This window comes from Denitromonas iodatirespirans, from assembly GCF_018524365.1.
Lineage (GTDB): Bacteria > Pseudomonadota > Gammaproteobacteria > Burkholderiales > Rhodocyclaceae > Nitrogeniibacter > Nitrogeniibacter iodatirespirans.
Genome location: NZ_JAEKFT010000013.1, coordinates 69,274 through 90,489, shown reverse-complemented (window position 1 = coordinate 90,489; position 21,216 = coordinate 69,274). Strand labels below are relative to the sequence as shown.

Annotated in this window: 15 protein-coding genes; 7 read left to right on the top strand and 8 right to left on the bottom strand. The window is 69.4% G+C overall.

Going from position 1 to position 21,216, the window contains the following annotated elements:
• Window positions 1–6 precede the first annotated feature (6 nt).
• The 6 genes from I8J34_RS12935 to I8J34_RS12910 all read right to left on the bottom strand — a co-directional run bounded on the left by I8J34_RS12935 (window position 7) and on the right by I8J34_RS12910 (window position 6,873).
• Window positions 7–1,206 carry an ABC transporter permease gene (locus tag I8J34_RS12935; RefSeq protein WP_214361871.1) on the bottom strand — a complete coding sequence of 400 codons (1,200 nt, stop codon included), beginning with the start codon at window positions 1,204–1,206 and terminating at the stop codon, window positions 7–9.
• Window positions 1,203–2,411, bottom strand: coding sequence for an ABC transporter permease (locus I8J34_RS12930; protein ID WP_214361938.1), 1,209 nt, complete (start codon window positions 2,409–2,411; stop codon window positions 1,203–1,205). Before I8J34_RS12930 ends, I8J34_RS12935 begins: the two co-directional genes overlap by 4 nt.
• Window positions 2,411–3,091, bottom strand: coding sequence for an ABC transporter ATP-binding protein (locus I8J34_RS12925; protein WP_214361867.1), 681 nt, complete (start codon window positions 3,089–3,091; stop codon window positions 2,411–2,413). Before I8J34_RS12925 ends, I8J34_RS12930 begins: the two co-directional genes overlap by 1 nt.
• Window positions 3,092–3,097: 6 nt before the next feature.
• The gene (locus I8J34_RS12920; protein ID WP_214361866.1) at window positions 3,098–4,249 is read right to left on the bottom strand and encodes an efflux RND transporter periplasmic adaptor subunit; all 1,152 of its coding nucleotides are present in this window, start codon (window positions 4,247–4,249) and stop codon (window positions 3,098–3,100) included.
• Window positions 4,250–4,358: 109 nt separating this feature from the next.
• A complete protein-coding gene (locus tag I8J34_RS12915; protein ID WP_214361864.1) occupies window positions 4,359–5,087 on the bottom strand; it encodes a J domain-containing protein in 729 nt (242 codons plus the stop codon).
• 58 nt (window positions 5,088–5,145) lie between these two features.
• A complete protein-coding gene (locus I8J34_RS12910; protein WP_214361863.1) occupies window positions 5,146–6,873 on the bottom strand; it encodes a glutamine--tRNA ligase/YqeY domain fusion protein in 1,728 nt (575 codons plus the stop codon).
• 228 nt (window positions 6,874–7,101) lie between these two features.
• Here I8J34_RS12910 and I8J34_RS12905 point away from each other — a divergent pair, with 228 nt between their 5' ends.
• The 4 genes from I8J34_RS12905 to I8J34_RS12890 all read left to right on the top strand — a co-directional run bounded on the left by I8J34_RS12905 (window position 7,102) and on the right by I8J34_RS12890 (window position 14,621).
• A complete protein-coding gene (locus tag I8J34_RS12905; RefSeq protein ID WP_214361861.1) occupies window positions 7,102–9,087 on the top strand; it encodes a TonB-dependent receptor plug domain-containing protein in 1,986 nt (661 codons plus the stop codon).
• 84 nt (window positions 9,088–9,171) lie between these two features.
• On the top strand, window positions 9,172–9,717 hold the full coding sequence (locus I8J34_RS12900) for a TOL_0243 family YfiR-like periplasmic protein (RefSeq protein WP_214361860.1): 546 nt from the start codon (window positions 9,172–9,174) through the stop codon (window positions 9,715–9,717).
• 1 nt (window position 9,718) lies between these two features.
• Complete coding sequence (locus I8J34_RS12895; protein ID WP_214361858.1) at window positions 9,719–12,487, top strand: hybrid sensor histidine kinase/response regulator; 2,769 nt, start codon at window positions 9,719–9,721, stop codon at window positions 12,485–12,487.
• Window positions 12,480–14,621 carry a putative bifunctional diguanylate cyclase/phosphodiesterase gene (locus I8J34_RS12890; protein ID WP_214361856.1) on the top strand — a complete coding sequence of 714 codons (2,142 nt, stop codon included), beginning with the start codon at window positions 12,480–12,482 and terminating at the stop codon, window positions 14,619–14,621. The genes I8J34_RS12895 and I8J34_RS12890 overlap by 8 nt, the downstream gene beginning before the upstream one ends.
• A gap of 9 nt (window positions 14,622–14,630) precedes the next feature.
• On the opposite strand, the gene I8J34_RS12885 is transcribed toward I8J34_RS12890, so the two are convergent.
• Window positions 14,631–15,338 (bottom strand): DUF3379 family protein, encoded by a 708-nt coding sequence (locus I8J34_RS12885; protein WP_214361854.1) that lies wholly within the window; start codon window positions 15,336–15,338, stop codon window positions 14,631–14,633.
• Entirely contained in the window at window positions 15,335–15,850 is a 516-nt protein-coding gene (locus tag I8J34_RS12880; protein WP_214361853.1) for a sigma-70 family RNA polymerase sigma factor, read from the bottom strand. The genes I8J34_RS12885 and I8J34_RS12880 overlap by 4 nt, the downstream gene beginning before the upstream one ends.
• A gap of 114 nt (window positions 15,851–15,964) precedes the next feature.
• On the opposite strand from I8J34_RS12880, the gene crcB reads away from it, so the two are divergent.
• The 3 genes from crcB (at window position 15,965) to I8J34_RS12865 (ending at window position 21,210) form a co-directional block, all read left to right on the top strand.
• Entirely contained in the window at window positions 15,965–16,348 is a 384-nt protein-coding gene (gene crcB / locus I8J34_RS12875; protein WP_214361851.1) for a fluoride efflux transporter CrcB, read from the top strand.
• Window position 16,349: 1 nt separating this feature from the next.
• Complete coding sequence (gene hrpA, locus I8J34_RS12870; protein WP_214361850.1) at window positions 16,350–20,381, top strand: ATP-dependent RNA helicase HrpA; 4,032 nt, start codon at window positions 16,350–16,352, stop codon at window positions 20,379–20,381.
• Between the two features lie 73 nt (window positions 20,382–20,454).
• Entirely contained in the window at window positions 20,455–21,210 is a 756-nt protein-coding gene (locus I8J34_RS12865) for an EI24 domain-containing protein (protein WP_214361848.1), read from the top strand.
• Window positions 21,211–21,216 lie beyond the last annotated feature (6 nt).

The following is a 21,216-nucleotide window of genomic DNA, read 5'->3' as shown; positions in this document are numbered from 1 at the left end:
GCGGATTCACTCCGCTCTCAACGCCTCCACCGGATCTAGCCGCGTCGCCTTGCGTGCCGGCAGCACGCCGGCGGCCAGGCCGATGAGCACGGCTGAAATTTCGGCCAGTACCGCGAATTCCCAGGGCGTATGTACCGGCAGCGCCGGCACCAGCAGGCCGACCAGCTGCGCCAGTGCGGCGCCGGCGAGCAGGCCGATCAGGCCGCCGACTGCGGCCAGGGCCACCGCCTCGCCGAGAAACAGCGCGAGGATGGTGCGTCGGCGTGCGCCGAGCGCGACCAGCAGGCCGATCTCGCCGGTGCGCTCGGTCACCGCGATGGTCATGATGGTGACGATGCCGACCCCGCCCACCAGCAGCGAGATGCCGCCCAGCGCGCCGACCGCGGCGGTGAGGATGTCGAGGATGTTGGACAGGCTCTCGAGCATGTCGGCCTGGGTGGTCAGCGCGAAATCCTCGCGCCCGTGGCGGGCGATCAGCAGCCGCTTGACGCCGTCGCCGACCTGGTCGGCGGAGACGCCTTCGCGGTAAGAGACATCGATCTCCATCAGCCCCTCGCGGTTGTACAGCGACAGCGCGCGGCCGGCGGGGATGTAGGCGGTGTCGTCCAGATCGGTGCCGAGAAACTGGCCCTTGGGCTCCATCACGCCGATCACGCGGAAGCGCTCGCCGCCGATGCGGATGCGTTGGCCCAGCGCGTTGTCGTTGCCGAACAGCTCGCGCTTGAGGGTGGCGCCGAGCACCACCAGGGCGCGCGCCTGGTCGACATTGTCGTCGGGCAGGAACTGGCCGCTGTTCACCTGCATGGTGAAGGCCTGCACCATGGCCGGGCCGACGCCATACACCGAGGTACGGCGTACCCGGCCGTTGCCTTCGATCTCCGAGTTGCCCCACACCACCGGCGTCACCGCGGTCACGCCGGGCACCCGCGCCAGCGCGCCGGCGTCGGCCAGGGTGAGCGGGCGCGAGGTGCTGGGCAGGCCCGGGGGGCCGCCGCGCGCGCCTTTTTTGCCGGGCGTTACGCCGATCACATTGGTGCCGAACTGGGTGAATTCGGCCAGTACGAACTGGTGGATGCCTTCGCCGATCGAGGTCAGCAGGATCACCGCGGCGATGCCCACGGCAATGCCGAGTAGGGTCAGCGCGCTGCGCAGGCGCTGGGCGAGCAGGGCGCGCGCCGAGAGGGTGAGGAAGTCGCGCGCGTTCATCGCTTGGCCAGCGCGTCGACCGGGTCGAGGGTGGCCGCATGGCGCGCCGGCATCACGCCGAACAGCACGCCGGTGACAATCGCGGTGCCCAGCCCGGCGAGGATCGCCCAGTCGGGCGGGTAGGCCGGCAGCACCGGAAAGGCCAGGCGCAGGCCCCAGGCGCCGAGATGGCCGAGCAGCAGCCCGGCCAGCGCGCCGGCAATCGACAGCAGCGCCGCTTCGGTCAGGAACATCAGCCGGATCGCCCGGCCGGTGGCGCCCAGCGCCTTGAGCAGGCCGATCTCGCTGGTGCGCTGGGTGACGGCCACCAGCATCACGTTCATCACCAGAATGCCGGCCACGGCCAGGCTGATGGCGGCGATGCCGGCCACCGCCAGGGTCAGCGCGCCGAGGATGCGGTCGAAGGTGCCGAGCACCGCGTCCTGGGTGATCAGGGTCACGTCCTCCTCGCCGTCATGGCGCGCCTTGAGGATGTCGAGGATCTGGTCCTTGGCGGCCGGCACGGCGTCGCGGTTGCGCGCCTCGGCGAAGATGCGGAACAGGCTGGAGGCGTTGAACAGCGCCTGGGCCGCGGCCACCGGTACGATCACCAACTCGTCGGCGTTCATGCCCAGGCCCGAGCCCGAGGCGGCGAGCACGCCGATCACGCGGTAGCGCCTATCGCCGACCCGGATCATCTTGCCCAGCGCCGGCTCGGTGCCGAACAACTCCTTGTCGAGCGTGGCGCCGATGACCGCCACCGCCGAGCCGCGCCGCCAGTCTTCTTCGGGCAGGAAGCGGCCCTGCGCGGTCGTGAAATTGCGGATCTCGGCGAAGGCGGTGCTGGAGCCGACTACCACCACCTCGCGCAGCCGGCCGCCGTAGGCGATCTCGGAGTTGCCCACCACCAGCGGCGCGACCCGGGTGATCAGGCCGGAGCGCTGCAGGGCGGCGGCATCATCGACGGTGAGATCGCGCGGGGTGTTGGTGACGAAGCTGCCGGCGCCGAGACCGCCGGTCTCGGTGCGCCCGGGCAGGACGATGATCAGGCTGCTGCCCAGGGCCGAGAACTCGCGCACCACATAGCGGCGGGCGCCGTCGCCGAGCGCGGTGAGCAGCACCACGGCGGCCACGCCGATGGCCATGGCCAACATCATCAACGCGGTGCGCAGCGGCGTGGCGGTGGCCGCGCGGGTGGCGAAGGCGAGGATGTCGCGGCTGCGCATCATCGCTGCGTGTCCGACTGGATGCGGCCGTCTTCCATGCGGATCCGGCGATGCGCGCGCTCGCCCATGTGCGGGTCGTGCGTCACCACGATCAGCGTCACGCCGCGGCCGTTGAGGGTTTCGAGCAGGGCGGTGACATCCTCGCCGGTGGCGCGGTCGAGGTTGCCGGTGGGCTCGTCGGCCAGCAGCATGGCCGGTTGCATGATGGTGGCGCGGGCAATGGCGACGCGCTGGCGTTGGCCGCCGGAGAGCTGGTCGGGGCGGTGATCGCCGCGCGTGCCCAGGCCGAAGTCGCTCAGGGCCTGCGCGACGCGCGTCTTGCGCTCCGCCGGTGCGATGCCGGCCAGCAGCAGGGGCAGGGCGATGTTTTCTTCGGCGGTCAGGCGCGGCACCAGGTGGAAGCTCTGGAAGACGAAGCCGATGCGCTCGCGCCGCACCCGGGCCTGGTCGTCGGGGCCGAGCGTGGTCACGTCGCGGCCTTCGAGTCGGTAGGTGCCGTCATTGGGCCGGTCGAGCAGACCGAGGAGGTTGAGCAGGGTGGATTTGCCGGAGCCCGAGGGGCCCATCACCGACACGTATTCGCCCGCCTCGATGCGCAGCGAGACATCCTGCAGGGCGTGCACTTCACTGTCGCCGAGCTGGAAGATGCGCTGGATTTTGTCCAGTTCGATCTGGGCCATGGGGCGCTATTGCGTCATGTCGGCGTCGGGCGCTACCGCGGCGCCTTCGGCGATGCCCTCGCGCTCGAGCGAGGTGACGATACGGTCGCCTTCCTCGAGGCCGTCGGTGATTTCGGTCTGCTCCCAGTTGGCGATGCCGGTCTTGACCGGCTGGGCGACGAGGGTGCCGCTGGCCGCGTCATAGCGCAGCACGTCGCCGCTGCTGCGCAGCGCCGCGGTGGGCACGCGCAGCACGTCGTCGCGCACCTGCAGGATAACTTCGGCATCGGCGCTGTAGCCGACCAGCAGGCCGCGCGCTTCTTCGGGATGGTCGAAGTCGACCTCCACGTCGACCGTGCGCGCCTGCTTTTCGACAGCGAACACATAGGGCGCCACGCGCCGCACATGGCCGGCGAAGACCTGGCCGGGCAGCGCATCGAGGGTGATGCGCACCGGCTGGCCGGCGTGGATCTTGGGCGCGTCGACCTCGTCCATGGGCGCCTTCACATACAGGCAGCGCTCGTCGATCAGGTCGATCGCCGGCGGCGTGGGCACGCCCGGCGGCGAGGGGGTGGAGTACTCGCCCAACTCGCCGACGATCTTCGCCACGGTGCCGTCGAAGGGGGCGACCAGCACGGTGCGCGCGGTGTTGGCCCGCGCCGCGTCGAGCTGCGCCTGGGCGGCGGCCACGTCGGCCTGGCTCGTGCGGCAGGCGGCTTCGCGTGCCTCGGCCTCGGTGCGGGCCTTTTCCTCGGCCGACTCGGAGACGAAGCCCTGCGCCCGCAAGGCGCTTTGACGGGTGGCCTCGCGGCGCGCGTTGGTGGCCACGGTGCAGGCTTCGGCGACGCGGCGCCGGACGGTGTCGAGCTGACGCTGGGCGACCTCGATCTGGGCGTTCTGGTCCTCGTTCCACAGGCGCATCAGCACTTGGCCGGCCTGCACCTTGTCGCCTTCCTTGACGCCGAGGTAGTCGATGCGCCCGCCGGCGATGGTCGACAGCTTGGCGCGCTGGCAGGCCTCGATCTCGCCGGCGCGGGTGTTGGACACGGTGGCCTCGACCCGGCCGCGCTCAACCGTGGCGAGGGCGACGGGAATCGGCGTGGGGCGTTTGATCCACCAGACGGCGGCGCCGGCGGCGGCAATGAGGCACAGGGCGATGAGCAGGCGGCGGGCGCGCATGGCGGGGTGGCTGTGTATTCAAAAGGGCTAATGATCCGCCCGATCGATGGCCGGTGCAACCGTGCCGCCGCGCCGTGTGGCGGGCCGGGGCGCGCGGCCCCGGTGCGCTTCAGCGGTATTGCGGGTACTTCTCGCGGTAGAGGCGGTCGAGCTCGCGCTTTTCCTCGGCCAGCCGGCGCTCGGCGAGCATGGCGTTGCGTTCGGCCTCGGCGGCGCGCGCCGCGCGCTCCTGCTCGACACGCCGCTGTGCCTCGCGTTCGCGCTGCTGCTCTTCGCGGGTCTTGGTGCGCTGGTAGTCGGAGGCGTCGCGGTCGAGCCGGTTGCGCAGGGCGGCCAGCTCGCGTGCCTCCTGCTGGGCCTGGCGCTCCTTGGCGCGTTGTTCTTCGCGCGTGGCGTAGCGCTCCTGGCTGGCCGCTTGCCGGCGTTCGACCTGCTCCATCTGCACGCGTGTCAGTTCGGCCTGCTTGTCGGCCAGCGCGGCCTGGTGGTCGAGCACCATCGCCGTCAGCGCGCGCTGGTGCCACATGGCGGCGGCGACATAGCCGACCGCCAGCGCCAGCACCATCGTCAGCACGCGGCTCCACATCGGCTTGCCGGCGGCCGGGCGGGCGACGGGCGGCAACGGGGGGGGCAGCTCGGCGATGCGTTCGTCGTAGGCGGCGCGTGTCGTGGGGTCGTTGAGCGTGGCGAAGGCGTCGTTGAGCAGGCGCAGGGCGGCGGTGTCGCCCTGCGCCTCGAGGCGGCGCGACAGCAGCACATGCGCGGCCTTGATCATCGCCGGTTCCGCCTTGGGGCTCAGTTGCAGGATGTCGTAGAGGGTGCGGGCTTTCGTCGTCATGGGGTCGGTCGCAGGCGGTCGGACGGAGGGGCAGGCGCTCGGAAGCCCGCAATATGCCTTAGCTATTCGACTTCTGCCACGAATCCTTGAGCGTTACCGTGCGGTTGAACACGGGCGCACCGGGCCGGCTGTCGACCCGGTCGGCGACGAAGTAGCCGTGGCGTTCGAACTGATAGCGCGATTCGGGCGCCACCTGCGCCAGCGCGGGTTCGAGCTGGGCGACGAGGCAGCGCTTGGCGTCCGGGTTGATGTCGTCGAGGAAGTCGCGCTCGAACTCGGGCGCGTCGCCCTCGCGGCGCTGGCCGGGCTGCGGATGGGCGAACAGGCGGTCGTAGAGGCGCACTTCGGCCTGGCAGGCGTGCGCCACGCTGACCCAGTGCAGGTTGCCCTTGACCTTGTAGGTGTCGGCGCCCGGCGTGCCGGACTTGGAGTCGGGGAAGTATTCGCAGGTGACGGCGATCACATTGCCCTCGGCATCCTTCTCGCAGCCCGTGCACTCGACCACGTAGCCGTAGCGCAGGCGCACCTTGTTGCCGGGGAAGAGGCGGCGGAAGCCCTTGACCGGGGTTTCCATGAAGTCTTCGCGCTCGATCCACAGCTCGCGCGAGAGCGGCATTTCACGCGAACCCAGCTCGGGCTTGAGCGGGTGGTTGGGGGCGAAGCACTGCTCGCTCTGGCCTTCGGGGTAGTTGGTGATGATTAGCCGGAGCGGGTCGAGCACGGCCACGCGGCGCTCGGCCGAGTCGTTGAGATGCTCGCGCATGCACTCTTCGAGCACGCTCATGTCGATCCAGCCGTCGGACTTGGACACCCCGGCGCGCTCGGCGAACAGGCGGAAGCCCTCGGGCGTGAAGCCGCGCCGGCGGGCGCCGACCAGGGTCGGCATGCGCGGATCGTCCCAGCCGTCGACATGGCCTTCGGTGACCAGCTGCACCAGCTTGCGCTTGGACAGCACCACGTAGGTCAGGTTGAGGCGGGCGAACTCGATCTGGCGCGGCAGCGGGCGCGGGAAGAAGCCGGCTTCGGCCAGCTGCTCGAGCAGCCAGTCGTAGAAGGGGCGCTGGTCTTCGAATTCGAGGGTGCACAGCGAGTGGGTGATGTTCTCGATCGCGTCCTCGATGGGGTGGGCGAAGGTGTACATCGGGTACACGCACCAGCGATCGCCGGTGCGGTGGTGGTGGGCATGGCGGATGCGGTAGATGGCCGGGTCGCGCAGGTTGATGTTGGGCGAGGCCATGTCGATCTTGGCGCGCAGGATGTGCGTGCCGTCGGGGAATTCGCCGGCCTTCATGCGCGCGAACAGGTCGAGGTTTTCCTCGATGCTGCGGGTGCGGAAGGGGCTGTCCTTGCCCGGCTCGGTCAGCGTGCCGCGGTAGGCGCGCATGTCTTCGGCGGAGAGGGAGTCCACATAGGCCTTGCCGGCGCGGATCAGGGATTCGGCACAGGCCGCCATGGTGTCGAAATAGTCCGAGGCGAAATAGAGGTGTTCGCCCCAGTCGTAGCCCAGCCATTGCACCGATTCGATGATGGCGTCGACATATTCCTGCTCTTCCTTGGTCGGGTTGGTGTCGTCGAAGCGCAGATGGCAGGCGCCGCCAAAGGCTTCGGCAATGCCGAAGTTAAGACAGATGGATTTTGCGTGTCCATAATGGAGATACCCGTTGGGTTCGGGCGGAAAGCGGGTTTCGACGCGCCCGCCCCATTTGCCGTTTTGGCGATCGGCTTCGATCAGGTTGCTGATGAAGTGCGTGCTGCGGGGAGTGTAGGAGTTTTCGGCGCGGGACATGGCAGGGCGAGCGATCAAAGAAAAGTAGCCCGGAATTGTAGCCGATGCGCGACACTCCGACCTATGCGGGCCGAGACTTGTGCGCCGTGGCAATCCGCGGCTCAAGACGGCCCGTCATATGCCGTTAGTGACAAGAGCATGGCCAGGGGAGGGCTGTGCCCGGCGTTTGTTGCGCCGCAATGGATTCGAGAACAACGACCACCTTGACTGAGGGGGGCTGACATGCGATTGCGCCGACTTGTCCTGGCTGCGCTGTTCCTTGGCCAGATCGATGCCATGGCGCAGACCGATCCGCTCGATTTTTCGCTGGGCGAACTGGTGGCGCAGGAAGTCATCACCGTCGCCCGCAAGCGGCAGGAAATCGGCGATGTGGCCGCTGCGGTGCATGTGGTTTCGGCCGAGGACATCGCCCGCATGGGCGTCACCACCCTGCCCGACGCGCTGCGCCTGGTGCCCGGCGTGCAGGTGGCGGCCATCGGCAACAACCGCTGGGCAGTCTCGGTGCGCGGTTTCAACGGGCGCTTTTCCAACAGCCTGCTGGTGATGGTCGATGGGCGGACGGTGTATTCGCCGCTGTTTTCGGGCACTTACTGGGAGGCGCTGGACATCCCGCTGGCCGAGGTGGACCGCATCGAGGTGATTCGCGGCCCCGGTGCCGCCATGTGGGGCGCCAACGCGGTCAACGGCATCGTCAATATCATCACCCGCTGGGCGCGCGCCACGCAGGGCGACGCGGCTCGGGTGACGGTGGGCTCCGAGGATCGTGCCCTGGTGTATGCCCGCCATGGCGCGACGCTGGAGGGCGGGCATTACCGGGTGAGCTACCAGGGCCGCAGCCGCGATGATTCGCGGCAGGTCAATGGCGATCCGGGCGAAGACGGCTGGCGCACCCATCGGCTGGGCCTGCGCCTGGAGAAATTCCTCGGCGACGTGGGCGAGCTGAGCGTGATCGGCGAGGTCTATCGCAACGACAGTCGCGACCTGTGGAATGTGCCGGACATCACTACCGCGACCCTGCTGAACCCGACCCGCTTCACCCAGCACGACGAAGGGGTCGGGCTCACGATGCGACTCAACCGCGCGCTGGACCACGGCCGCGAATGGGCCTTGCAAGGCAGCTTCCAGTATGTCGATAGCCAGGTTGGCGATTTGCTCGGCGAGCGCCGCAGCACGCTGGATCTGGACGGGCAATACCGGTTTTCGACCGGGCCGCACGACCTGATCGTCGGCGCAGGCGTGCGCTATCACGACCAGGCGGTGACCGGGCGCGGTTTTTTCCTGGCGGAAGAATCCCGCCGGCAGTTCGGATTGCTCAGCGCCTTCGTGCACGACGAGGTGACGCTGATGCCGGATCTGCTCACGCTGAGCGCCGGTCTCAAGTTCGAGCACCACAGCTGGACCGGCAACGAATGGCAGCCCAACCTGCGTCTGGCCTGGCAGTTGGCGCCGCGGCATCTGGTGTGGGGCGCGGTGTCGGCGGCCTCGCGTACGCCGGCACGGGTGGAATACGACATGCAGTATTCGCCCGCGGTGCTGTCGGCGACGCCGCCGACCCTGGCGCGGATTTCCAGTGCCGAGGATCTCAAAGCCGAACGCATGCGCGCGCTGGAGATCGGCTACCGCGGGCAGCCGTCCAATTCCCTGCATGTCGACCTCACGGCGTTCCACATGCGCTACCGGCATCTGCGCACCTTGCAGGTGTCGGGAATCTCGGCGTCGGGCGGCTGGGTCGTGGTGGACAGCCCCATGGTGTTCAACGGCAGCGCCTCCGTCTCGGGCGTCGAGATGGCGCTCGACTGGCAACCCTCGGCGCGCTGGCGCACCCGCCTCAGTTACAGCTACCTGGACACGCGCATCGATGCGGCCGGCAGCGCCTTCTCCGACAACGCCCTGGCCTTCTATGTCGACCGGGTGCCGTCCAACCAGCTGGGCGCCCACGTGACCTGGAAGCCGCAGCCCGGCCATGCCCTGGATATGGTCCTGCGCCATGTTGGCGCACTGGGCTACCGCGATCCGAACGGGGCCCCGGTGGACGCCTATACCGAGCTGGATCTGCAATATGGCTGGCGCGCCTCGCCGAAGCTGACGCTGGCGCTGACCGGGCGGAACCTGCTCAATGCCCGTCATGAGGAGTTCGGTCGGCTGTACATGCCCTCGCCGGCACGCGATGTCGAACGCAGCGTGCATCTCACCGCCCAGTGGGCGCTGGACTGAGCAGCGGATCATCGGCATGCCTATCGTCTGTCGCCCTTCGTCGATGTCCGCGACCGCCGCGCCGCGCTGCAAGAGGCCGTGCGCATGAGTGGCGGCTTCTGGCGCCGCGCCGCGCCGCTGCTGCTGGCCGCGGTGCTGGCCCAGCCCGCCGGGGCTGCGCCGCCCACCGAGTATCAGCTCAAGGCGGTGTTCCTGCTCAACTTTGCCCGCTATGTCACCTGGCCCGAGGGGGCGATGGCCGACGGCGATGCGATCGATATCTGCGTGCTCGGTCGTGATCCCTTCGGGGCACACCTGACTGGCCTTGAAGCGCGCCAGGCTCAGGGCCACAACGTCAAGGTGCATGCCGTGTCGTCGCCGGAGTCGGCCGAACGCTGCGAGGTGGTCTTCGTTTCCGCCTCGGAGCAGCGCAGGCTCAACGTCATCCTGCGCGATCTGGCGCCCTGGCCGGTGCTGACGGTCAGCGATATCGACGGTTTCGTCGAGGCCGGCGGCATGATCGGCCTGGTCACCGAGGATGACCGGATCCGCTTCGACATCAACCGCTCGGCCGTCGCCACGCAAAACCTGCGGCTCAGTGCCCAGTTGCTCAAGCTGGCGCGGCGTCTGCTCGGCCAGGAGGGGAGCTGACATGGGCCGGGTGATCCATCGTTCGCTCGGGCGCAAGCTGCGCGGCATCGTGCTGGTCAGCATCGTGCTGGCGCTGGTGGTGGCCTTTGTCGCCATTGGTATTAGCGAGTTGCGCCAGGAAGTGCGCCGCGTCCATGACCAGGCCGACATCTATGCCGAACTGGTGGTCGAGAACGGCGCCGCGCCGCTGCGCTTCGAAGATGTGGGCAGTGCGGAGCGCCTGCTCGGTTCGCTGCGCCATGTCGAACAGATCCGCGCTGCCTTGCTGCGGCGGGCGAACGGTGAGGTGTTCGCCACCTATCCGGTCGATCTGGAAAATATCTCGCCCAATTTCGCGCGCCTCCAGCAACTGCCCGCCGAAAGCACCGGCGAGTGGCAGTTCCCGCGCTATTTCCGCGCCTGGCCGGTGCTCCACGACGGTGAGCACCTGGGCGACCTGGTGCTCGAGATTTCGCTCGCCGGCATGTTCGCCGACATGGTCGAGTGGTTCGTGCTGGGCCTGGTCGGCCTGGGGCTGGGCGGCTTGGTCGCCACCTTGCTGGTGCGTCGCGCCGAGCGCTCCATCGTCCAGCCGGTGGTGCAACTGGCCAGCGTGGTGCGCGAGGTCCGCAATTCCGGCCGCTACGACGTGCGTGCGCCGGCCGGGCCACGCGACGAGGTCGGCGAACTGGTCGACGGCTTCAACAGCATGCTGACCGAGATCGAGGCGCGCGACTCGGCGCTGGCCGCCCACCGCGACCGCCTCGAGCAGGACGTGGCGGTGCGCACCGGCCAGCTCTCGCAGGCCAAGGAAGAGGCCGACGCGGCGCGCGAGGAGGCCGAGGCGGCCAACCGCGCGAAAAGCCTGTTCCTGGCCAACATGAGCCACGAGATCCGCACCCCGATGAACGGCGTGCTGGGCATGGTCGAGCTGCTGCGTGGCACCGAACTCAACGGCCGCCAGGTGCGCTTGATCGACACCCTGCATGCCTCGGCCGAATCGCTGCTGTACCTGATCAACGATGTGCTCGACGTCTCCAAGATCGAGGCCGGCAAGCTCGAACTGGAGCAGATCGAGTTCTCGCCCCGCCAGGCGGTCGAAGACGTGGCGCTGCTGTTCGCCGAGCGGGCGCAGCGCAAGGAGGTCGAGTTGATGGTGGTGGTGTCCGGCCGGGTGCCCGAGCGTGTCAGTGCCGACGGCCACCGCTTCCGCCAGGTGCTCAACAATCTGGTCTCCAACGCGGTCAAATTCACCGACACCGGCCATATCCGCATCGACCTGGACGCCAGCGTCGATGCCGAGGGCAAGGTCTGCCTGACGAGCAGCGTGGCCGACACCGGCATCGGCATCCCGGCCGAATTGCAGCCGCGGCTGTTCCAGGCCTTTTCGCAGGCCGACAGCTCGATGGCCCGCCGCTTCGGCGGCACCGGGCTGGGCCTGACGATTTCGCGTCAGCTGGTCGAACTGATGGGCGGGCATCTGCGCTTCGAGAGCGTCCCGGGCGAGCGGACGCGCTTCTGGTTCACCATTGATGCGGCCCTGTGCGAGGCGGCGCCGACGCTGCCCGATGGCGGCCCGGTTGCCGTGGTTGCGGCCAGCGCCGCCTTGCGCAGCGCCCTGGTCGAGCAACTGGCTGCGCTCGGCTACTCGCCCGACAGCTACGACAGCCCGGCGACGCTGGCGACGAGCGAGGTGCAGTACCCGGTGCTGTTGGTGGACCGGCAGGGTGCGGACAGCGACGGGTTCGCCCTGCTGACCCGGATGCAGCGCGACGGTCGGCGGCTGATTGCGCTGACCCGGCTGCGCTCGGCCAGCGACGAGGAAGACGCGCGGGCGGCCGGGGCCGACAGCTGCGTGCCCAAACCGGTGCTGGCGGGCGATCTGCTCGCGGCGCTGCGCGGCGAAACCTCCCTGCATGGGCGCGCACCGGCCGGCGCCCGAACGACCCTGCGCTCGCGGGCGCGCGTCCTGCTCGCCGAGGACCACCTGGTCAATGCCGAGATCGTGTGTGCGCTGCTCGGCGAATGCGGTTGCCGCGTGACGGTGGCCGGCAACGGCCGCGAGGCCGTGGCCATGTACCGCAAAGGCGCCTTCGACCTGATCCTGATGGACATCCAGATGCCCGACATGGACGGCATCGAAGCTACCCGCCAGATCCGGCGCGCCGAGCGGGCCAGCCCGGGCAACGAGCGCGTGCCGATCCTGGCGCTGACCGCCAATGCCCAGCGCGACGATCGTGCCGCCGCCCTGGCGGCCGGCATGGACGACTACCTGACCAAGCCCGTCACCGGCGAACGGCTGCGCGACGCGCTGGTGCGCTGGGCGCCGACCGCGCCGCTCGATGGGCCGGCGGCCACCGCGCCGCTCGATGCCGGAGCGCCCGAGGCGGCGCCCGATGCGTTGCCGGCGCTCGACATGCGAGTGTTGCTGGGTGTGCCCGGGGTGCGCGGCGATCGCGCGGCGCCGATGCTCAAGCGGCTGGTCGGCCTGTTCGTGCGCGAAACCACCCAGCAGGTCGAGGCGCTGGCCGAGGCGGTCGCGCAGCAGGATCGCCAGAGCGTCCAGCGTCTCGCCCACAAGATGAAGTCGGCGGCCGCGGCCGTCGGGGCCACCCGGCTGGCGCGGGCGGCCCGTGGCCTCGACGCCGCGCTCAAGGCCGGCGAAGATGTCGCCAACCTGCGCGAGGTGGCCGACGTGCCTGCCGCCTTTGCGGCCTATGTCCGGGCGCTGGCCGCCGAGGGCGTCCAGTTGGACAAGGCCCCCGCCAACGAGGATCGGATCGATGAGTGAGAATGAGCGCCCGGCGCGGCTGCTGGTGATCGACGACGACGACGTGACGCGCATGCTCGCCTGCGCGGCGCTGGAGGAGGCCGGCTTCCAGGTCGACGAGGCGGCCGACGGCGAAGCCGGGCTGCTGCGTTTCGACCGCTGCTCGCCCGATCTGGTGCTGCTCGATGTGCTGATGCCCGGCATCGACGGTTTCGAGACCTGCCGCCGCCTGCGCCGGCAAGGCGTGCGCGTGCCGGTGATCATGCTCACCGGCCTGGAGGACTCCGCCTCGATCGAGCAGGCCTACGACAGCGGCGCCACCGATTTCATCCCCAAGCCGATCAACTGGACCTTGCTGCGCCACCGCGTGCGCTACGCCTTGCGGGCGGCCGATGCGGTCGAAAGCCTGGTGCGCAGCGAGCGCAATCTGAGTGCCGCACAGGAAATCGCCCGCATCGGCAGCTGGGAGTGGGATCTGGACACCGATCGCTTCCACCGCTCCGACAACTACTGCGCGCTGTTCGGCGAGCACCCCGACTCCTTCGGCACCGGCCTGACGGCGCTGATCGAGCGGGTGCATCCGGCCGACCGCGACCGTGTCTGCAAATCGCTCGACGGGGTCTGCGACGGCCAGCGCTATGCCCTTGAATACCGCATCCTGCGCGCCGACGGCAAGGTGTCCACGGCCCACGAAATGGCGGTGCCGCTGTGCGACGCGAACGGCCGGGTGGTGCAGGTGCAGGGCACCTTGCAGGACATCTCCGACCGTATCGCGGCCGAGCAGCGCATTCGCCAGCTGGCCTACTTCGACGACCTCACCGGCCTACCCAACCGGGTGCACTTCCGCGAAGCGCTGCAGTCGGCGCTGCAGCGCGAGCAGGCGCGGGGCGGGCATTGCGCGGTGGTGCAGATCAATGTCGACCGCTTCAAGCGGATCAACGAAATCCTCGGCCAGGACGCGGCCGACAAGGTCTTGCAGGAGCTGGCCCTGCGCCTCGGCGCCGGCCAGACCGGCCGGGTCGACGACGGCCTGTCGCCCGACCGGGTGGATGCGCCGCGCATGGCCCGCCTCAACGCCGACAACTTCGGCCTGTTCATCGAAGGTGCGTCGGGGCGGGCGGCCATCGAAACCGAGCTGCGTCAGCTGATCGACCGGGCCGGCACGCCGGTGCACCTCGACGGCCAGACGCTGACCGTATCGTTCAGCGTCGGCATGGCCTTCTATCCGCAGCATGGCGACACCGCCGAAGCGCTGCTCAAGTCGGCGGAGATGGCGCTCGGCGCCTTGCGTCGGCGTGGCGAGAATGACGCCATCCAGTGCTACACCGAGCAGATGAAGGTCGATGCGCTGGCCCGCCTGAGCATGGAAAGCGCCTTGCGCAAGGCCTTCGAGGGCGACCAGTTCGCCCTGGTGTATCAACCCAAGGTCGACGCCGATCGCGGCTGCGTCGTCGGCGGTGAGGCGCTGGTGCGCTGGCACCATCCCACCGAAGGGGTGGTCGGGCCGGCGGCCTTCATTCCGCTGATCGAGGAGATGGGCCTGATCGGCCAGCTGGGGCAGTGGGTGCTCACGCGCGCCTGCGAAGACATCGCCCGCTGGTGTCGGGACGGCGTGCCGCTGGTGCCGATCGCAGTCAACCTGTCGGCGCTGCAGTTCGGCCGGCAGGACCTGCACGAGAGCATCCGCGACACCTTGGCAGCGCACGGCGTGGCGCCCGAAATGATCGAGCTGGAAGTGACCGAATCGATCCTGATGCGCGACACCCGCGCCACCGCCGAGGTGCTGGAGGGCCTGCACGGGCTGGGCCTGTCGCTGGCGGTGGACGACTTCGGCACCGGCTACTCCTCGCTCGCCTACCTCAAGCGCTTCGCGGTCGATACGCTCAAGATCGACCGCTCCTTCGTGCAGGACTGTGCCGGCACCGGCCAGGATCCGGCCATCGTGCGCGCCATCATCGCCATGGCGCAGAGCCTCGGCATGGCGCTGGTGGCCGAAGGGGTCGAGACCGAGGCCCAGGCCCGTGTGCTGCAGGCCCACGGCTGCGCGGTGATGCAAGGCTATCTGTTCGCCCGGCCGCTGGCCGAGGCCGACTTCCGCGCCGCGCTGTGCGACGGCCTGCCGGGCGCCGACCGGCTCTGCGCCCGGGTCGGCTGAGCCGCCCGCTCAGGTCTGCCAGCTGATACGCTCGGCCAGCATGTGGCTGACCGCGTCGAGCGCCTGCGGCGACTCGGTGATGATCGCGTAGTAGCCCTGGCCGCCCGGCAGGGCGCGCGCCGCATAGCCCTTCATCTCGACCGTGCCGGTCGGCCGGCTCACGTCCTTGCCCGGAATCAGCAGCAAGGTGGCGGGGCCGTATTCGGTGTCGAGCACGATGTGCCAGCCGGTTCCGCCGGGCACCGGGCACAGCTTCATGTAGCGCACCTTGCCGACCGAGCGGTGCATACGGCCGCCGAAATTGGCCAGCACGAAGCGGAACTGGCTCGGGTCGGCGAGGCGGTGGCCGGCGAGCGCCTGCGGCTCGTGCAGCACATGCTCAATGGCGAAGCGTGCGTAGTCGGGCGTCGCCCGCGGCTGCCACTGCAAAAAGCCGATGCCGAAACTGAGCAGCACCGTGGCCGCCAGCGCCATGGCCCGCCACGGGCGCAGCCGGTGCTGATGGACCCGCAACAGCACCCGGTCGCTCAGGCCTTCCGGCACGGTGACGGCCAGCACCTGTTCGACCTGCGCCTCGCCGGCGTCGATGCGCCGCGCGAAGGCACGGCATACCGGGCAGTCCTGCAGGTGGCTGTGCGCCGCTGGCGACAGCCGGCGCGGATCGGCCAGCTTCTCGCGGCGAAAGTCCAGGCAGGTGTAGGAAGTGGGGTCGCTCATTGCGTGCCTCGCTTGCGCGGTCGGTCCGTCTCGCCCATCAGGCCGCGCAGGGCCTGGCGGGCGCGTGTCAGGCGCACCATGATCGCGCCTTCGGTGGTGTCGAGTTGTTCGGCGATCTCGGCACAGCTGAAACCGCCCAGCGTCTGTAGCAGAAAGGGCTCGCGCAGGCTCAGCGGCAGATTGCCGATCACCTGCTCCAGTTCGAACATCGCCAGCGGATCGTGGTCGGCGGCAATGGCCAGATCCTCCGGCGCCTCGTCGGCATAGTCGAAGCGCTTGCGCTCGTACAGCCGCGCATGCTCGCGGCGCACGATGGTCAGCAGCCAGGGCTTGGGCGCGGCCTTGTCGCGCAGTTGATCCCAGCGCTGCCAGGCGCGGGCAAAGGCTTCCTGCACCACATCCTCGGCCACGAAGCGGTCGCCGCATAGCCAGTAGGCAAAGCGGAACAGATCGCTGCTGTAGGCGCGGACCACCTGGTCGAAGGCGCGGCGTTTTCCCAGGGAAAGCAACATCGATGTCTTCCTCCTGAGTGACCAGACCCGTGCCGACCGCGAAAGCTTACAGCGCGACCTGCCGGTCCGACACGGTAGAATGCGCGCATCTGATCCGACCCGTGCGTGCATCCCATGAATCCCACCGGATTCCTTGCTGTCGGGGTCGGGGCGGCCCTGGGAGCCTGGATTCGCTGGTGGCTCGGGGTGCGCCTCAACCCGCTGTTCCTCCAGCTGCCGTTGGGCACGCTGGCGGCCAACCTGCTCGGCGGCTACCTGATCGGCGTGGCGCTGGCCTTTTTCGCCCATCAACCCGCGCTGCCGCCGGAAGTGCGCTGGTTCCTGATCACCGGCTTTCTCGGTGCGCTCACCACCTTCTCGACCTTCTCGGCCGAGGTGGTGACGATGATCGGCGCCGGGCAATACGGCTGGGCGCTGGCCACGGCGGGGCTCCACCTGATCGGCTCGCTGCTGATGACCGGGCTGGGGATCGTGACCTTCCAGTGGTTGCAGGCCTGAGATGAGCGAGGTCGAGACGCGGGGCGCGACCGCCCCGGCCGATCCCTTTGCCCTGATCGACCAGTGCATGCTGGCCGACCGCCATCGCCTGCGCCGCGAGCTGGGGCGTATCAAGCCGCGCCCGCGCACGCTCGACGCCCTGCCCGAGGCCGTGCGCGGCCGCTTGCTGCGCTCGATCGACACCTTCGCTGCGCGTGCCGCGGCGCTGCCGCGCCCGAGCTTTCCCGAGGCGCTGCCGGTCAGCGCGCGGCGCGAGACCATCGCCGAGGCCATCCGGAAGCATCAGGTGGTCATCGTCGGCGGCGAGACCGGTTCGGGCAAGACCACCCAGCTGCCCAAGATCTGCCTCGAACTCGGCCGCGGCGTGGGCGGGTTGATCGGCCACACCCAGCCGCGCCGCATCGCCGCGCGCAGCACCGCCGAGCGCATCGCCGAAGAGCTGGGCAGCCCGCTCGGCCAGGCGGTGGGCTACAAGATCCGCTTCACCGACCGGCTCGGGCCGACCAGCCACATCAAGCTGATGACCGACGGCATCCTGCTCGCCGAGACGCAGGGCGACCCGTACCTGAACGCCTACGACACGCTGATCATCGACGAGGCGCACGAGCGCAGCCTGAACATCGACTTCCTGCTCGGCTACCTGCGCAATCTGCTACCCAAGCGGCCCGATCTCAAGATCATCGTCACCTCGGCCACGCTCGACGCCGAGCGCTTCGCCCGCCATTTCGCTGACGCGGCCGGCAAGCCGGCGCCGGTGATCGAAGTCTCCGGCCGGCTGTTCCCGATCGAGATGCGCTACCGCCCGCCGGAGGACGAGGACAAATCCAGCCGCCGCGGCGCCGACGCCTGGGACGGCCTGGTGGACGCGGTCGACGAAGCCCAGCGCGAAGGCCCCGGCGACGTGCTGGTGTTTCTGCCCGGCGAGCGCGAGATCCGCGAGGCGGCCGAGGCGCTGCGCAAGGCGCACCATGCCGCCGGCACCGAGATCCTGCCGTTGTTCGCGCGCCAGTCGGCGCAGGAGCAGTCGCGGGTGTTCGGGCGCTCGACCGGCCGTCGCGTGGTGCTGGCCACCAACGTGGCCGAAACCTCGCTCACCGTGCCGGGCATCCGCTATGTGGTCGACACCGGGCTGGCGCGGGTCAAGCGCTACTCGGCGCGCAACAAGGTCGAGCAGCTGCAGATCGAGAAGATCGCCCAGAGCGCAGCGCGCCAGCGCGCCGGGCGCTGCGGCCGGGTGTCGGACGGCATCTGCTTCAGGCTCTACGACGAAGACGACTTCAACCAACGGCCCGACCACACCGATCCGGAGATCCTGCGCGCCTCGCTGGCGGCGGTGATCCTGCGCATGAAGGCGCTCGGCCTGGGCGCGGTGGAAGACTTCCCCTTCCTCGATGCGCCGCCGCCGAAGATGATCGCCGACGGCTACCAGCTGCTCGGCGAGCTGGGCGCGGTCGATGAGCAGCAACGCCTCACCGCGCTCGGCCGCGAGCTGTCGCGCCTGCCCATCGACCCCAAGATCGGGCGCATGATCCTCGCCGCGCGCGATCACGGCTGCCTCACCGAGGTGTTGGTGATCGCCGCCGCGCTGTCGGTGCAGGATCCGCGCGACCGGCCGCAGGCCCAGGCCGGCACGGCCGACCAGCGCCATGCGCTGTTCCGCGGCGGCGAGCAGGATGAGAAGTCGGAATTCCTGTGGTACTGGAATCTGTGGAAAGCCTATGACGAGGTGATCCGCCACCAGTCGAGCAACAAGCAGCGCCAGTGGTGCAAGGAGCACTTCCTGTCGCCGCTCAGGATGCGCGAATGGCGCGACATCCATGCCCAGCTGCACACCCTGTGCGCCGAACATGGCTGGAAGGAAAACACCGTGGCCGCGCACTACGACGCGATCCACAAGGCGCTGCTCACCGGCCTGCTCGGCCATCTGGGCTGCAAGGTGGAAGAGGAGCAGGGCGCCCGCGGCCCGCAGGCCGGCGGCTACCACGGCGCGCGCGGCATCAAGTTCTGGCCGCACCCGGGCTCCAGCTTGTCGCGCAAGGCCGGCAAGTGGATCGTCTGCGCCGAGCTGATCGACACCAGCCGCCTGTTCGGGCGCTGCATCGCGCGCATCGAGCCGGAGTGGCTCGAAGAAGTCGGCGCGCACCTGATCAAGCGCCAGGTCTATGAGCCGCACTGGTCCAAGTCGGCCGGCAGCGTGCGCGCCTGGGAGCGCGGCACCTTGCATGGCGTGGTGTTGTACGGGCGCCGGCCGGTGGGTTACCGCGACACCGACCCGGCCCTGTGCCGCGAATTGTTCATCCGCGAAGGCCTGGTGCAGGGGAGTATCGACGAGGCGGCGGCGCGCCACATGCCCTTCCTCAAGCACAACCTGCGCCTCATCAAGGAGATCGAGCGGCTCGAACACAAGTCGCGCCGGCCCGATGTGCTGGTCGACGACGCGCTGATCGAAGCCTTCTACGATGCCCATCTGCCCGAGGAGGTGGTCGATCTGGCCAGCTTCGAGCGCTGGCGCAAGACGGCGGAAAAAGCCACGCCCAAGCTGCTGCATCTGGACCGCGACCAGCTCATGCGCCACGAGGCCGAGGGCATCACCACCGACCGCTTCCCGCCGCATCTGAGCGTGTTTGGCCAGCGTCTCAAGCTCGACTATGTGCACGCCCCCGGCGAGGCCGATGACGGCGTGACCCTGACCGTGCCGGTGGCCATGCTCAACCAGGTGCCGGCCGCGCGCTGCGAATGGCTGGTGCCCGGCCTGCTCGAAGAGAAGGTGCATGCGCTGCTGCGCACCGTGCCGCAGAAGCATCGCCATCGGCTGCAGCCGATGGCCGAGAGCGTGCAGGCCTTCCTGGCCGCGGTCGAGGCCGGCGAGTGGGGCAGCGACACGCCGCTGCTCAAGGCGCTGCAGCAGTTCGTCGAGACGCGGGTGAGCCTCAAGCTGCCGATGGAATCCTTCCGGCCCGAGAACCTCAACCCGCATTGCTTCATGAACTTCCGCGTGCTCGACCCGCACGGCCGGGTGCTGGCGCAGTCGCGCAACCTGGCCGAGCTGCGCGGGCGCTTCCACGGGCAGATCGCCGCCGCCTTCGAGGCGGCACGGGTCAAGCCGGCCGACCTGCCGGCGGCGGCCGAGGAAGTGAGCGCAACGAACAGCGCGACGCCCGACAGCGTGCCGGCCGGCGCGCTCTCCGGGCTCACCGAGTGGTCCTTCGGCCCGCTGCCCGAGTTGCTCGAATTGAAGGTGGCCGGGCGCGAGGTGATCGGCTTCCCGGCCCTGCACGACGACGGCGACAGCGTGTCGCTGCGCCCCTACGACACGCCCGAGGAGGCGGCCAAGGTGCATCGCGAGGGCCTGGTGCGCCTGTTCAGCCTGACGCTCAAGGACCAGGTCAAGGCCATCCGCCGCCTGCCCGGCTTGCGCGAGGTGGCGCTGCGCTTCATCGCCTTCGGCACCGAGGCCGAACTGCAGGACCAGCTCATCGCCGCCACCGTGGCGCGCACCTGCCTGGCCGAGCCCTTGCCCACCGATGCCGAGCGCTTCGCCGAGCGCGCCCAGGCCGCCAAGCCGCGCATGACGCTGATCGCCCAGGAGCTGCTGCGCCTGGTGGACCAGATCCTGGTCGAGCGCGCCACGCTCGACAAGCGCCTGGGCGGGTTGAAGACCTTCCCCGAGGTGGTGGAGGACATCCGTGCCCAGGTCGATGCGCTGCTGGTCAAACGCTTCGCGGTCGAGGTGCCCTACGAGCGGCTGGCGCATTTCCCGCGCTACCTCAAGGCCGCCGTGGTGCGCATCGACAAGCTGCGCAACGCGCCCGAGCGCGACACCGCCCTCATGCGCGACTGGCAGTCGCTGGCCCGCCCGTACGAGCGCGCCCGTATCGACAGCCTGCGTGCCGGCCAGGACGACCCCTTCCTCGCCGACTTTCGCTGGTTGCTCGAGGAGTTGCGCGTCGGGCTGTTTGCCCAGGAGTTGAAGACGCCGATGCCGGTGTCGGTCAAGCGCCTGTCGAAGATCTGGGAGGCGCGGCCGCGCTGAGCCGCTGCGACGGGCGTCACCGATTCTGTGGCGGCGCTACAATTGCCTTCGTGTTTTCGAACGACAGGCAGGTATGAAGGACATATTTCTGGCATACGCCCGTGCGGTGAAAAGCCTCACCGAGCGCGGCGTGTTGTGGCATCTGGTGTGGCCGACGCTGCTGGCGATGGTGGTGTGGATGGTGCTGGGCATCGTGCTATGGGACCCGATGGTGGCCGGCGTGATGGACTGGATCGGCCGCTGGGACTGGGTGGCCGCCCGGCTCGACAGCTCCGAACTCGGCGCCGCGGCGGTGCTGGTGCTGGTCAAGATCGCGCTGGCGATTCTCTTTCTGCCGGTGATCTACGTCACCGCCGCGCTGCTGGTGGCGGTGGTGGCCTTGCCGCTGATGCTCGAAAAGGTGGCCAAGGTGCGCTACGGCGACCTGGAAATGCGCCGTGGCGGCTCCAACACCGGCAGCGCGCTCAACGCGGTGGCCGCGGTGGCGGTGTTCATCGTCGGCATCGTGCTGTCGCTGCCCTTCTGGCTGATCCCCGGCGTCGGTCTGGTGGCCTCGATCCTGCTCACCGCCTGGCTCAACCAGAAGGCCTTCGGCTATGACGCGCTGATGCTCCATGGCGACCGCGAGGAGATGCCGCGCCTGCGCCGCGAGCATCGGGCCTCGCTGCTCGGCCTCGGCATGGGCTGCGCGCTGCTGGCCTACATCCCCGTCGTCAACCTCTTCGCCCCCGCGTTCTGCGGCCTGGCCTTCGTCCACTACCTGCTCGAAGCCCTGCGCCGCGACCGGGCAGGGCGTGGCTGGGTGATCGCCGATACCGTTCCCCGTTAAGGAGTC

What these genes read in the sequence shown, in the direction of transcription:
- I8J34_RS12925 (WP_214361867.1), bottom strand. Translation starts at nt 3,091, where the DNA reads ATGGCCCAGATCGAACTGGACAAAATCCAGCGCATCTTCCAGCTCGGC.
- I8J34_RS12920 (WP_214361866.1), bottom strand. Translation starts at nt 4,249, where the DNA reads ATGCGCGCCCGCCGCCTGCTCATCGCCCTGTGCCTCATTGCCGCCGCC.
- I8J34_RS12915 (WP_214361864.1), bottom strand. Translation starts at nt 5,087, where the DNA reads ATGACGACGAAAGCCCGCACCCTCTACGACATCCTGCAACTGAGCCCC.
- I8J34_RS12910 (WP_214361863.1), bottom strand. Translation starts at nt 6,873, where the DNA reads ATGTCCCGCGCCGAAAACTCCTACACTCCCCGCAGCACGCACTTCATC.
- I8J34_RS12895 (WP_214361858.1), top strand. Translation starts at nt 9,719, where the DNA reads ATGGGCCGGGTGATCCATCGTTCGCTCGGGCGCAAGCTGCGCGGCATC.
- I8J34_RS12890 (WP_214361856.1), top strand. Translation starts at nt 12,480, where the DNA reads ATGAGTGAGAATGAGCGCCCGGCGCGGCTGCTGGTGATCGACGACGAC.
- I8J34_RS12900 (WP_214361860.1), top strand. Translation starts at nt 9,172, where the DNA reads ATGAGTGGCGGCTTCTGGCGCCGCGCCGCGCCGCTGCTGCTGGCCGCG.
- I8J34_RS12865 (WP_214361848.1), top strand. Translation starts at nt 20,455, where the DNA reads ATGAAGGACATATTTCTGGCATACGCCCGTGCGGTGAAAAGCCTCACC.
- I8J34_RS12930 (WP_214361938.1), bottom strand. Translation starts at nt 2,411, where the DNA reads ATGCGCAGCCGCGACATCCTCGCCTTCGCCACCCGCGCGGCCACCGCC.
- I8J34_RS12880 (WP_214361853.1), bottom strand. Translation starts at nt 15,850, where the DNA reads ATGTTGCTTTCCCTGGGAAAACGCCGCGCCTTCGACCAGGTGGTCCGC.
- crcB (WP_214361851.1), top strand. Translation starts at nt 15,965, where the DNA reads ATGAATCCCACCGGATTCCTTGCTGTCGGGGTCGGGGCGGCCCTGGGA.
- I8J34_RS12935 (WP_214361871.1), bottom strand. Translation starts at nt 1,206, where the DNA reads ATGAACGCGCGCGACTTCCTCACCCTCTCGGCGCGCGCCCTGCTCGCC.
- I8J34_RS12885 (WP_214361854.1), bottom strand. Translation starts at nt 15,338, where the DNA reads ATGAGCGACCCCACTTCCTACACCTGCCTGGACTTTCGCCGCGAGAAG.
- hrpA (WP_214361850.1), top strand. Translation starts at nt 16,350, where the DNA reads ATGAGCGAGGTCGAGACGCGGGGCGCGACCGCCCCGGCCGATCCCTTT.